11 protein-coding genes are annotated in these 11,842 nt (G+C 64.1%); 5 read left to right on the top strand and 6 right to left on the bottom strand.

What is annotated here, in order from left to right:
• Positions 1-150: 150 nt before the first annotated feature.
• The 6 genes from AC5ZGW_RS25680 to AC5ZGW_RS25655 form a co-directional block, all read right to left on the bottom strand.
• Positions 151-636, bottom strand: coding sequence for a peroxiredoxin (locus AC5ZGW_RS25680; RefSeq protein WP_028168672.1), 486 nt, complete (start codon positions 634-636; stop codon positions 151-153).
• A gap of 108 nt (positions 637-744) precedes the next feature.
• On the bottom strand, positions 745-1,299 hold the full coding sequence (locus AC5ZGW_RS25675) for a DUF924 family protein (protein WP_130229841.1): 555 nt from the start codon (positions 1,297-1,299) through the stop codon (positions 745-747).
• Between the two features lie 27 nt (positions 1,300-1,326).
• Entirely contained in the window at positions 1,327-3,015 is a 1,689-nt protein-coding gene (locus AC5ZGW_RS25670) for a long-chain fatty acid--CoA ligase (protein ID WP_130229840.1), read from the bottom strand.
• Between the two features lie 138 nt (positions 3,016-3,153).
• Positions 3,154-4,614: a D-alanyl-D-alanine carboxypeptidase family protein gene (locus tag AC5ZGW_RS25665; RefSeq protein ID WP_130229839.1), complete on the bottom strand. Its 1,461-nt coding sequence runs from the start codon at positions 4,612-4,614 to the stop codon at positions 3,154-3,156.
• Positions 4,615-4,822: 208 nt separating this feature from the next.
• Complete coding sequence (locus AC5ZGW_RS25660) at positions 4,823-6,601, bottom strand: glucan ABC transporter ATP-binding protein/ permease (protein WP_130229838.1); 1,779 nt, start codon at positions 6,599-6,601, stop codon at positions 4,823-4,825.
• Between the two features lie 245 nt (positions 6,602-6,846).
• Positions 6,847-7,905 (bottom strand): ABC transporter substrate-binding protein, encoded by a 1,059-nt coding sequence (locus tag AC5ZGW_RS25655; RefSeq protein ID WP_130229837.1) that lies wholly within the window; start codon positions 7,903-7,905, stop codon positions 6,847-6,849.
• Between the two features lie 239 nt (positions 7,906-8,144).
• Between AC5ZGW_RS25655 and AC5ZGW_RS25650 the strand changes: the two genes are divergently transcribed.
• From AC5ZGW_RS25650 to AC5ZGW_RS25630, 5 genes are all read left to right on the top strand, one after another.
• Positions 8,145-8,570, top strand: coding sequence for a hypothetical protein (locus tag AC5ZGW_RS25650; RefSeq protein ID WP_028168678.1), 426 nt, complete (start codon positions 8,145-8,147; stop codon positions 8,568-8,570).
• A gap of 114 nt (positions 8,571-8,684) precedes the next feature.
• Complete coding sequence (gene hisE, locus AC5ZGW_RS25645; RefSeq protein WP_130229836.1) at positions 8,685-9,083, top strand: phosphoribosyl-ATP diphosphatase; 399 nt, start codon at positions 8,685-8,687, stop codon at positions 9,081-9,083.
• A gap of 62 nt (positions 9,084-9,145) precedes the next feature.
• Complete coding sequence (locus AC5ZGW_RS25640; protein ID WP_130229835.1) at positions 9,146-9,727, top strand: YqaA family protein; 582 nt, start codon at positions 9,146-9,148, stop codon at positions 9,725-9,727.
• A gap of 216 nt (positions 9,728-9,943) precedes the next feature.
• Positions 9,944-10,498, top strand: coding sequence for a hypothetical protein (locus AC5ZGW_RS25635; protein WP_130229834.1), 555 nt, complete (start codon positions 9,944-9,946; stop codon positions 10,496-10,498).
• 219 nt (positions 10,499-10,717) lie between these two features.
• On the top strand, positions 10,718-11,686 hold the full coding sequence (locus AC5ZGW_RS25630; RefSeq protein WP_130229833.1) for an NAD(P)H-dependent flavin oxidoreductase: 969 nt from the start codon (positions 10,718-10,720) through the stop codon (positions 11,684-11,686).
• The last annotated feature ends 156 nt before the right edge of the window (positions 11,687-11,842 follow it).

Here is an 11,842-nt window from a genome sequence, read left to right as displayed (position 1 = left end):
GACCTCTCCCTATGGGAGAGGTGAGAAGAGGCAGCGCCCATGGGAACACAATTCGACCTTATCTCATCACGCTCTAGCGACGAAGCAATCCATGTCTCCGCAAGTGGTGAGGTGGATTGCTTCGCTTTGCTCGCAATGACGCGGTAAAGCTTACAGCTGCGCCAGCAGCGTGTCGCCGCCGGACACCTCGACCTTGCCGGGGGCCGGTTCGAGGTTGAGCTTCTTCACCACGCCATCCTCGACCAGCATCGAATAGCGCTTGGAGCGGATGCCAAGGCCATTGCCGGAGGCGTCGAGCTCCATGCCGATCGCCTTGGTGAAATCGGCATTGCCGTCGGCGAGGAACAGCGCCTCGTCGCGCTGGTCGGTGTCGCGCTTCCAGGCGTTCATGACGAAGGCATCGTTGACCGAGACGATCGCGATGGTGTCGACGCCCTTGTCCTTGATGGCGTAGGCGTTGAGGAAGATGCTCGGCAGATGCATCTTGTGGCAGGTGCCGGTGTAGGCGCCGGGCACGGCGAATAGTGCCACCTTCTTGCCCTTGAAGACATCATCTGTTGTCCGCACCTGCGGACCTTCCTCGGTCATCACGCGAAACTTGGCATCCGGCAGCTTGCCGCCAACTTGGATCGTCATCGTCCAGTCTCCCTGAATGAGCTGATGTTTTGTAGACCGTGCAGCTTGCCGGCACAATATTCGTGGGGCTCAAAACCGCAACGGCCGCGCGCCTTCACCGTTCCGTCATCATCCGGAAAATCCGCCCTGATCCAGGAAGGCCTGCTCATCGGGCGTGGTCGCGCGCCCCAGGATGCGGTTGCGGTGAGGGAAACGGCCGAACCGCCGGATGATATCGGCGTGCCCCTCCGCATATTCGAGCTGTTCCGTATTGCCGATGTTGCGAAACAACTCGATGCAGCGCATCTGGTCGGGCAGATGCTCCGAATGCATGAAGGGCATGTAGAGAAATTCGAGCAAGTCGGGGTCGATTCGCGCGTCCACGCCTCGGCTGATGGCCCGGTGCGCCGCCTCGCGCGCCAGCGCGTCGCTCGAATAGGTCAGGGCATTGCCGCGAAACATGTTGCGGGGAAACTGGTCGAGCACGATGACGAGCGCCAGTGCGCCGTCATCGCTCATCTCCCATGACGACAACTCGCCGCCCGCCGCCTTCCGCCACAGCTCGAGATAGCAGTCGCGTATGTCCGCATCGAACACATCGTCGCGCGCATACCAGCGACCGGGGCCGGCCGCGCGCCAAAACGCCAGGATTTCGCCCGGCGTGACGTCGGGAGCGTAAGTCATGGTCCGCATGTCCGCTCGCGCGCGAATTCAGGCCGCAGCCGCCGGCTTCTTCTCGTCGCGCAATTCGCGGCGCAGGATCTTGCCGACATTGGTCTTCGGCAACGCGGTCCTGAACTCGATCTGCTTGGGCACCTTGTAGTTGGTGAGCTGGGTGCTGCAGAACTTGATGATCTCCTCGGCGGTGAGGCTCGGATCCTTGCGGACGATGAAGGCTTTCACTGCCTCGCTGGTCTTGGCGTCGGTCACGCCGATCACGGCGCATTCGAGCACGCCCGGATGGCTCGCGATCACTTCCTCGATCTCGTTCGGATAGACGTTGAAGCCGGAGACCAGGATCATGTCCTTCTTGCGGTCGACGATCTTGGTGTAGCCGTTCTCGTCCATCACCCCGATGTCGCCGGTGCGGAAATAGCCGTCCGCGGTCATCACTCGCGCGGTCTCGTCCGGCCGGTTCCAGTAGCCTGACATCACCTGCGGGCCCTTGGCGCAGATCTCGCCGGCCTGTCCGAGCGGCAGTTCATTGCCGTCATCGTCGCGGATCGAGAGATAGGTCGAAGGCACGGGCAGGCCGATCGAGCCGGAGAACTTGTTGGTGTCTGCCGGGTTGCAGGTCAGCGTCGGCGAGGTCTCGGACAGGCCGTAGCCTTCCGACAGCGCGCAGCCGGTCACCGCCAGCCATTTCTCTGCCACGGGCTTTTGCGTCGCCATGCCGCCGCCGAAGGAGGTCTTCAGTTTGGAGAAGTCGAGCTTGTCGAAGCCGGGCGTGTTCAACAAGCCGTTGTAGAGCGTGTTGACGGCGGGGAAGCTGTTGATCCGATATTTCGCGAGCTCCTTGACGAAGCCGGGCAGGTCGCGCGGGTTCGGGATCAGGAGGTTGACGCCGCCGGCGCGCACCGCCAGCAGATAGCAGGCGGTCAGCGCGAAGATGTGGTAGAGCGGCAGCGCGCAGACGATGAAGAGCTGGTCGACATGCGGCGGCTTCTTGATCGCCGGCTGCAGCCAGGCGTCATTCTGCAACACATTGGCGACGATGTTGCGGTGGAGCAGGGTGGCTCCCTTGGAGACGCCGGTGGTGCCGCCGGTATATTGCAGGAAGGCGACGTCGTCGGGCGTGATCCTGGGCCGGTTGAGCTTCATGCCGCGGCCCGCAGCGACAGCGGCATTGAACGGGACGGCGCGCGGGATCGAGAACGGCGGCACCATCTTCTTCACCCGGCGCACCACCAGATTGACGATCACGCCCTTGAAGCCGAGCAGGTCGCCCATGCTGCCGACGATGACGTGCTTGACAGACGTCTTGCCCAGCACTTGCTGCACGGTGCTGGCGAAATTCTCCAGAACGATGATGGCTTCCGCGCCGGAATCCTTGAGCTGGTGCTCGAGCTCGCGCGGGGTGTAGAGCGGGTTGACGTTCACGACAGCGTATCCCGCGCGCAGCACGGCGGCGGTCGAGATCGGATATTGCAGCACGTTCGGCATCATCAGCGCGACGCGCGCGCCCTTTTGCAGGCCGAGGCTCTGCAAGTATGCGCCGAGCGCGGTCGACATCTCGTCGAGCTCGCGATAGGTGATCGCCTTGTCCATGCAGATGAAGGCCTTGCGGTCGGCGAACTTCGCAAAGCTTTCCTCGAGCAGCTCAACCAGCGATGAGTATTGCGTGACGTCGATGTCGGCGGGCACGCCGGCCGGGTAATGCTTGAGCCAGATGCGCTCCATGGAAATCCCCTCTCTCCTCGTCCCCGGACGTTGGCCCGGACTGCCTTCTTTTGGGCAGTATTGGGCTAGCCAGCAGCCGATGGCAAGCCGCCCGCGCCCGTTCGACGCATCTGCAGATCGGGGGATGTTGCGGCGCGGTTAACTGGCCGGCTTGCTGCTGTCGTTCTTCGGCTTGGCCGCCGCCTTCGGCTTCGCCGGCTTGGCGGCTGGCTTATCACCCGCGGTGGCAGCGGGCTTCTCCGAAGGCTTTGCGGCAGCGCCATTCGACTTGGCGCTGGCATGCCGCACAGCGGCAGGTTTCGCCGCTGGCTTGGCCTCCGGCTTAGCGGCTTGCTTGGTGTCCGCTTTGGCCTGCTTTGCAGCCGGCTTGGCGTCGGACTTAGCGTCCGACTTGGCGTCGGCAGAAGCGTCGGGCTTCTTGGCCGCGACATGCGCCTTCTTCTTGTGTGGCTTTGGCGTGTCCTTCTCGGTGTCCGCCGCAACCGCGGCGATCAGCGCCGCACCCGTCCGCGTTGGGCCGGTATAGACCACGACCGGCTCGGACGCCTCCGCAGGCTGCGCCAGCAAGTCAGCCGGCTTGAACAGCGGCGGTGGCAGGGCGGCGGCGAAGAAGGTCGCGCCGGTCTCGCCGCTGCTGCTGCTTGTGCTGCTGGCGACAGTGTCCTCATCCTCGTCGCTGGCCGGCCGCTTGCGCTTGGGGCCGCACATCTCGTCGCGCAGGTTCGGCGGCGTGGCGTCGATCGGCGCCAGGTTCTCCACCGTGCCGAGCGAGGGCTTGAGCCAGGACAGGCCGTTATTGGCAAAGCCGCGATCGAGCAGCTGCGCCGCGCGCACCGCGCGCATCCGGCCCGACGAGGCGCCGAGCACCACTGCGATCAGCCGCTTGCCGTCGCGCGTCGCCGACGCCACGAGGTTGTAACCGGAGGCACAGATGAAGCCGGTCTTGAAGCCGTCAGCGCCGGGATAGCGGCCGATCAGGCGGTTGAAGTTCTGCGTGACCCGTCGGCCAAAGCGGATCGAGGGGATGTGCACGAAATATTCGTATTCCGGGAGATCACGGATGATGGCGCGGGCGAGGATCGCAAGGTCGCGCGCCGAGGTGATCTGACCGTCCGCCGGCAGTCCGTTCGGATTGACGTAGCTCGTCTGCACCATGCCGAGCTTCTGCGCGGTCTCGTTCATCATCGCGGAGAAGCCGTCGATCGATCCGCCGACGCCTTCGGCGAGCACGACCGCCATGTCGTTGGCCGACTTCACCAGCATCATCTTCAGCGCATTGTCGACGGTGACCTGCGTGCCCGGGCGGAAGCCCATCTTCGACGGCGATTGCGAGGCGGCCGTCGGCGACACCGTCAGCAGCGTGTCGAGCGAGATGCGGCCGTCCTTCACCGCCTTCAGCGTCACATAGGCGGTCATCAGCTTGGTGACCGATGCCGGATACCAGGGCATGGTCGCGTTGTCGGCCTGCAGCACCTTTCCACTATCGGCTTCCACCACCAGCAGCGCCTCGGCGTTGGTCGCGCGCGGCGCGAGAGCGAGAGCCGCGGCGGCGACGAAGAGGAGAAGCGATCGGCGAAGCAGCGGGCGAAGAAGGTGCACTATCCTGGTCCGGTTCTGATTGAAGACCCGCCTTGAACAAGGTGGGCTTTCAGATGTGACGTTCCGGTTTCAAGCGTGTCCGGCGCCGGCCAATTTTGCGGCGATGCAAACCCTATACCGGGCCGCCTTTCGAGAACAGAGGTCGGGTTATTTAATCGTGGACGAAATCGGCCGAATTTCGACAATTCCGCGGCCGGTGGACCGCGGCCTATTCGGCCTGCAGACTCGTCCGCGCGTTTTCCTGAACCATGAACTGGGCCCGCGCCAGATCGGCAAAACGGCCGCCTTTTGCGACGAGTTCATCGAAAGTTCCGCTTTCGATCACCCTGCCATTGTCGAACATCAGGATGCGGGTGGCGTGGCGGATGGTGGAGAGGCGATGCGCGATCACGAAGGTGGTACGGCCTTTCATCACTTCATCGAGAGCGGCGTTGACCTTGGCCTCGGTGACGGCATCCAGCGCGCTGGTCGCCTCGTCCAGGATCAGGATCGGCGGATCCTTCAGAAGCGCGCGGGCGATCGACAAGCGCTGCCGCTCGCCGCCTGACAGCATGCGGCCGCGCTCGCCGGCATGGGTATCAAAACCCTTCTCGCTACGCTCGATGAATTCCAGCGCCTGCGCCCGGGCTGCTGCCGTGCGAAGTTCCTCGTCGGTGGCATCAGGCTTGCCGACGCGCAGGTTCTCGGCAAGCGAGCGGTTGAACAATAGCGCCTCCTGGAACACCACGCCGATGTTCCTTCGCAGCGCAGTCAGCTTCAGCGCGCGGATGTCCATGCCGTCGATCTTGATGATGCCCGACTGCGGGTCGAAGGCGCGGTGCAGCAGCGCGATCGCGGTCGACTTGCCGGCGCCGGTCGAGCCGACCAGCGCGATGGTCTGGCCGGGCAGCGCGGTGAAGGTCAAATCCTCCACTGCCGGCCGCTTGCCGTCATAGGAGAAGGAGACATCGTTGAATTCGATGAGGCCCGACAGCCGGCCCGCATCCATCGCGCCGGGACGGTCGCGCACCGCCGGCACCGCGTCGAGCACGTCGAAGAATTCCTTCAAGCGCGGCGCTTCCATGAACACGTTGTTGATGAAGCTCACCACCTGCTCGAGCTTCTGGATCAGCATGGTCGCGAAGGAGACGAACATCACGATCTCGCCGACCGAGGTCAGCCCCTGCTCGTTCAGCACGATGCCGACCGTGAAGATCGCAAGCACGGTGATGGTGGTGGAGGCGCGCGTGATCACGGTCACCAGCGCCCACCACGACAACACGGGCATTTGTGCGGCGAGCAGCTTGTCGGCGACGAAGCGCAGGCCCTGCACCTCCGAGTCGATGCGCACGAAGCTCTGCACCAGCGCGACATTGCCGAGCGCGTCAGAGGCGCGCGCGGAGAGATCGCTGTAGTGCTCCTCGACCTCGCTCTGCATGCCGTAGGTCTTGCGCACCACCAGCGTCGTCAGCACGGTGAAGACGACACAGAGCGCGAACAGCAGGATCGCAAGCCGCCAGTTGATGTAGAGCGACAGCGGCAACAGCACGACCAGCGACAGGATTGCGGCGAAATGCTCGCGGAAGAAGCCGAGCCAGAGCCGCCACAGCGCGTCCGTGCCGTTCAGCATCACCTTCATCAGCCGTCCCGAATGGGTGCCGGTGTGGAAGGTCAGCGGCAGTTGCAGGATGTGCTCGAAATAATCGGTCAGAACCGCCTGCCGCTGGCGATGCGCAAGCCGGTCGGCGTGCAGCGCCACGACGGCGCTACACCCGATCGTGAACAGGCCGAACGCAACCCAGGCGGCGAGCAGCGGCCATGGCGAGGTGGACGCGAGCAGCCCGGTGACCGGCTTGCCCGAGAGTACATCGACGATCTTGCCGAACAGCACCGGCTCGGCGAATTGCGCGCAGGCGAGCAGGAGATTGGCGCCGGCCAGGATCCAGCCGAGCCGCGCCTCCTTGCCGAGCAATTCGAGCACGCGAACATAAAGACGAAGCAGCGACATGCCGCCATTGTAATCCGGGATCGCAGGCGAGAACCAGAGCGCGATGGTTAGCGAAAGATATTATCCACGTTGTGTAAGAGCGTGATCCTGCGAGCCGCGCCTTCCAGCCTTCATCTCGAGGAGCTTGCGCGGCAAGCGTCGCGAACGATGGGACATGGGCGAGATTGGGGCCTTATGGTTCGAGACGCGCCTCACGGCGCTCCTCACCATGAGGGACTATCAATCGAACTCGCCGAAAACATTCATCAATTCACCACGCGCGCGTCGGCCGGCGGCAGGAACGCGTCATCGAAAATATCCGCCGCGGTCGGCCGCTTCTGGAATTTGAAATCCTCCGCGATCTGGTCGATCGACCGCTCGAACCTGACCGTATCGATGCCGCCGAGGCCGTGCTGCTTCACTTCCGCGGTGAGGATGTTGTCGCCGATGATGGCGCGCAGCCGCTCGGATTCCAGTTCGCGCGAGCCGGCGTCCATGCGGCTTACCACCTCGGTCACCGCGCGGCCCGGGTCCTTGATCGCAAGATGTGTTCCCGTGATCGCCGCCCGCACAAAGCCCTTCACGGCCTCGGGCTTGGCGGCTGCCAAATTCGGGTTGACGATCAGCGCGGCGCCATAGGCCTCGCAGCCGTAGTCTGCGAAGCGCAGCACCGCGAGATCGTCCGCCGGCACGCCGCGATCGCGCAGGTTGATCGCCGACAGATAGGAGAAGCCGGTGACCGCGTCGACCTGACCGGCCGACAGCATCGGCTCGCGGACCGCGGCGCTGATGCTGCTCTGCTTCACGCTTGCCGGCTTGATGCCGTTCTGCCTGGCGACCGCAGGCCACAGCCGGATCGAGAGATCGCCCTCGGCGACGCCGAGATTCTTGCCCTCGATGTCGGAGAGGGCGCGAATGCCGCGGCTCCTGCGCGCGATGATGGCGTAGGGCGCGTGGTTGAACAGCACGAAGATCGCTTTGACCGGGGCCGCGCCCTGCCGGTCGCGCGCGCGGATCAGCGTGTTGATGTCGACCAGCGCGAAATCGCTCATCCCCGCGCCGACGCGCGCGATCGCGTCCTGCGATCCGCTGACGATGTTGGTGGTGACCGCAAGTCCCTCCGCACCGAACGATCCGCCGACGGCTGCCATCACGAAGGGCGACGCCGCCGCGTCGATCGGGCGGTCGAGCGTAAGCTGGATCGTGATCGGCTGCTTGGCGGCGCCTGCGCTCTGCGCGCGGCTTGCGCGAGGGCACAGGCTGGCGCCGAGGCCGATCGCAAGGCCCAGGAAGTCGCGGCGGGTGGAAGTTGAGGTTATGCGCATGATGACGTCAGGAGACGCGAGACAATCTGTCGCGCTGGGTATGTCTGTTTCGTGACGCCGAACGCGCGTTTTCGCCCGTTCAGCGGTGCCATTCTGCCGCTTCTAACCTGAATGCTTGATGACTGCCACGATTTCGCCAGGGATCGTTCAGCCTGCGTTTGGTTTGGGGAACTTAGGATCGCACCCGTGGTTGGCTGTGAGTGGCCCGACGGGCCGAGCTTCCACGGAGGACTACTCAGATGTTTGCGCGAAAAGGTGTGTTTTCATCGATCGGCCGCGGAGCCGCGCTGGCCACCGTCGCGGCGGTCGCGCTGACGGCGGTCGAGCCGTCGATGGCCTATGCGGGCTCGGCCCCGAAGGCCAAGGAGGTCACGGCGCAGACCGGCACCAGTGACGTCACCGATATCAGCGCGCGCCGGCGATACTATCGCGGTGGCGGTGGTGGCGCGGCTGCTGCGGCCGCCTTTGCCGGCATCGTTGGCGCGGGGCTTGCGATCGCCGCCGCCCAGAACCGCCGTGATTACTATGATTCCTACGGCTACTATGGTGGCGGCCCGGTCTATTACGGTGGTCCGGCCTACTATGGCGGCGGTCCGTATTATTACGGCGGCGGCTATGGCCGCGGCGTGCCGTATTATCGCGGTCACCCGATCGCGAGCTGGTAAACGTAATCTTGATCGCAACGACATCCACCGGCCGCCCGCGCGGCCGGTGGATTTTTTTGCGTGTCATGGTTGCCCGTTAACACGCTGGCCAGAGGTTTGAATTAGGCTTGAGAAATGAGTGATTCGGTCGAACGGCTCTATCGGGCGGTTCTCGCGGCCCGGCATCTCGATCCGGCGACGTCGCGCACCGCCCGGCTGTTTCAGCGCGGGCCGTCAAAGATGGCCAAGAAGCTGGCCGAGGAAGCGATCGAGGTCGTGATCGACGCCCTCAGCGGCAAGACCGACGCGGTGGTGCGCGAGAGCGCCGACCTTCTCTATAATCTGACTGTTTTGTGGGCAGCCGCTGGCGTCAAGCCGGAGGATGTCTGGAAAGAGATGGAACGGCGCGAACATCTGCTCGGAATCGCCGAAAAACTGCCGAAGACTGGCGCCAGACTGGCCAAGCCGTCGGCCGAGCCGGTCGTGCGGCGGCGAATTGTCGCGCTCGAAAGCAGCCTGCGGAAGCGGCGCTGACCCGCCAACAATACTCTTTTGCCGGCATGGACAAATGCGCTCCATGATGGTTGATCGCGCCCATGCTGAAACGGATCTACGACTGGTGCATCGACGCCGCCGACAAACCCTACGCGCTTTGGATTCTCGCGGCGGTCGCCTTCGCTGAAAGCTCATTCTTCCCGGTTCCGCCCGACATCATGCTGCTGCCGATGTCGCTGGCGCAGCCGAGGCGCGCGTGGTGGTTCGCCACCGTCTGCACGATCGCGTCGGTCGCCGGCGGCGTGCTCGGCTACGCCATCGGCGCGCTGCTCTATGACTCGGTCGGCCATTGGCTGATCACCATCTACGGCCTCGGCGACAAGGTCGACGCCTTCCGCGCCTCCTATGCCGAATGGGGCGCGGTGATCATCCTGCTCAAGGGCTTGACCCCGATCCCCTACAAGCTCGTCACCATCACCTCGGGCTTTGCCGGCTATAACATCTGGCTGTTCATCCTGTGCTCGATCGTCGCGCGCGGCGGCCGCTTCTTCATTGTCGCGGTCCTGCTCAACCGCTACGGCGATTTCATCCGCAAGGAATTGGAGAAGCGGCTGGGCTTCTACGTCGCGCTCGGCGCAATCGTGCTGGTGTTCGGCTTCTACATCGCGTTCAAGCTGGTTTGATCCTGCGCGACAAAACCGGTGCTCTCACCCCTCATGGTGAGGAGGCGCGTAAGCGCTGTCTCCAAACGATGCGTCGCATCGCCTTGAGAACCATGAGGCCCCAATCGAGCCCGTGGCCCATCCCTCGAGACGCCGCTTGCGCGGCTCCTCGGGATGAGGGCGATAGGTGTGGCGTAAAGCGCTTTGCCGTGTCGTCGTCCTCGGTTACGCTTCGGCATGCGTGATCGAGTCGAGCTTTCGTTTCGCATCGGACCGCCCGTCGCCAAGGCGGCTGTTGTCGTGTCGACACTGATGCTCGCCTCCGATCTCGCTTTTTCGCAGGCCGCGCCTCCAATCTCGCTCGGTGTCCAGTCACAGCCCCAGCCGAACCAAGCTCCGCCACCCGCGCGCGAGGAGAACCCCGGCCTCATCAACGAGATCGGCAAGCTGTTCGAAAAGTCCAGGTCGATCCTGCCGTCCTTGAAGAGCCCGGGCGAGACCGTCGACGATCTCAACAACAGCGCCAGGGATGCGGGCGAGAACCTGTCTGCCCTCACAAGACCGTCATTGATTGTCACCGGCCGCGCGGCCTGCCTGGTGGCAGCCAACGGCGCGCCAGACTGCAAGGCCGGCGCCGACAGGCTCTGCCAGAGCAAGGGTTACAAGGAAGGCAAGAGCCTGGACACCGATGCCGCCGAGAAATGCTCGCCGATCGTGTTCCTTCCCGGCCATAAGCGCGGGCCCAATGACTGCCGGACGGAAAATTTCGTCACGCGGGCGATCTGCCAGTAGTGCGCTGTAGCGCTCGTAGCCCGGGTGGAGCGCCAGCGTAGCCCGGGGCAGCTGGTAAACGCTGCCACAGATGCCCCGGGTTGCGCGTTCCGCTCCACCCGGGCTACGGCAGTAGCGCCAAGACGCAATACTTGACACTGGAAAGATTGCCCTGCTGGTATGACGTCTGGCATCTTAAGCCCAGTCTCTCTTCCGAGCTAACCCGAAGGATTTTCACTGATGTCCATGCCTGCGTTGTTCAAAGGCCGTCTGTCGATTCCAGTGATCGGTGCGCCGCTGTTCATCATCTCCGTGCCTGATCTCGTGATCGCGCAGTGCAAGGCCGGCGTGGTCGGATCGTTTCCGGCGCTGAATGCGCGGCCGCCGGAGTTGCTCGACGAATGGCTGGGGCGCATCAAGGAAGAACTCGCGGCCTATGACAGGGCGCATCCGGAACGGCCCTCGGCGCCATTCGCGGTCAATCAGATCGTGCACAAGTCGAACAACCGGCTCGATCATGACCTCGCGCTTTGCGAGAAGCACAAGGTGCCGATGATCATCTCCTCGCTGGGCGCGCGCGAGGAGCTCAATCAGGCCGTGCACAATTGGGGCGGCATCATCTTCCACGACGTGATCAATCAGAAGTTCGCCCACAAGGCTATCGAGAAGGGCGCCGACGGCCTGATCCTGGTGGCGGCCGGCGCGGGCGGTCATGCCGGCACGCTGTCGCCGTTCCCCTTCGTTACGGAGACGCGGCAGTGGTTCGACGGCCCGATCGCGCTGTCGGGCGCGATGGGCAACGGCAAGGCGATCCGCGCCGCGCGCGTCCTCGGCGCCGACTTCGCCTATATCGGCTCGGCCTTTATCGCGACCAAGGAGGCGAATGCGGTCGAAGGCTACAAGAGCATGATCACCGGCTCGGCCGCCGAAGACATCGTCTATTCCAATCTGTTCACCGGCGTTCACGGCAATTACCTGAAGCCGTCGATCGTCGCCGCCGGCATGGATCCGGACAATCTGCCGACCTCCGATCCCTCCAAGATGAGCTTCGGCACCGACGCCTCCGGCGAGCGGGCGAAGCCGAAAGCCTGGAAGGAGATCTGGGGCTCGGGCCAGGGCGTCGGCAGCGTCGAAAAGATCGTGCCCGCCGCCGAACTGATCGCGCGCTTCAAGAAGGAATACGAGGAAGCCGTCGATCCGGCGTTGTGATCGCCTCGTTTGGCGCGGCGTCTTTCCTAGTCCCTCATGCCCGGGCTTGACCCGGGCATCCACGCTCTTCGGGAGTTTGCGGAGACGCGTGGATGGCGGGGTCAAGCCCGGCCATGACGGAGTGGGGCACCTGTCGCCGTCCGCACACCCTTGATG

Source organism: Bradyrhizobium sp. Crot121, from assembly GCF_059512385.1.
Note: the sequence above shows the minus strand (reverse complement) of the source record. Positions and strands in the feature narration are given on the sequence as shown.

Excerpts from the sequence above, each read along its gene's own strand:
- AC5ZGW_RS25680 (WP_028168672.1), bottom strand. The coding sequence starts at position 636 with ATGACGATCCAAGTTGGCGGCAAGCTGCCGGATGCCAAGTTTCGCGTG.
- AC5ZGW_RS25675 (WP_130229841.1), bottom strand. The coding sequence starts at position 1,299 with ATGACTTACGCTCCCGACGTCACGCCGGGCGAAATCCTGGCGTTTTGG.
- AC5ZGW_RS25670 (WP_130229840.1), bottom strand. The coding sequence starts at position 3,015 with ATGGAGCGCATCTGGCTCAAGCATTACCCGGCCGGCGTGCCCGCCGAC.
- AC5ZGW_RS25660 (WP_130229838.1), bottom strand. The coding sequence starts at position 6,601 with ATGTCGCTGCTTCGTCTTTATGTTCGCGTGCTCGAATTGCTCGGCAAG.
- AC5ZGW_RS25655 (WP_130229837.1), bottom strand. The coding sequence starts at position 7,905 with ATGCGCATAACCTCAACTTCCACCCGCCGCGACTTCCTGGGCCTTGCG.
- AC5ZGW_RS25650 (WP_028168678.1), top strand. The coding sequence starts at position 8,145 with ATGTTTGCGCGAAAAGGTGTGTTTTCATCGATCGGCCGCGGAGCCGCG.
- hisE (WP_130229836.1), top strand. The coding sequence starts at position 8,685 with ATGAGTGATTCGGTCGAACGGCTCTATCGGGCGGTTCTCGCGGCCCGG.
- AC5ZGW_RS25640 (WP_130229835.1), top strand. The coding sequence starts at position 9,146 with ATGCTGAAACGGATCTACGACTGGTGCATCGACGCCGCCGACAAACCC.
- AC5ZGW_RS25635 (WP_130229834.1), top strand. The coding sequence starts at position 9,944 with ATGCGTGATCGAGTCGAGCTTTCGTTTCGCATCGGACCGCCCGTCGCC.
- AC5ZGW_RS25630 (WP_130229833.1), top strand. The coding sequence starts at position 10,718 with ATGTCCATGCCTGCGTTGTTCAAAGGCCGTCTGTCGATTCCAGTGATC.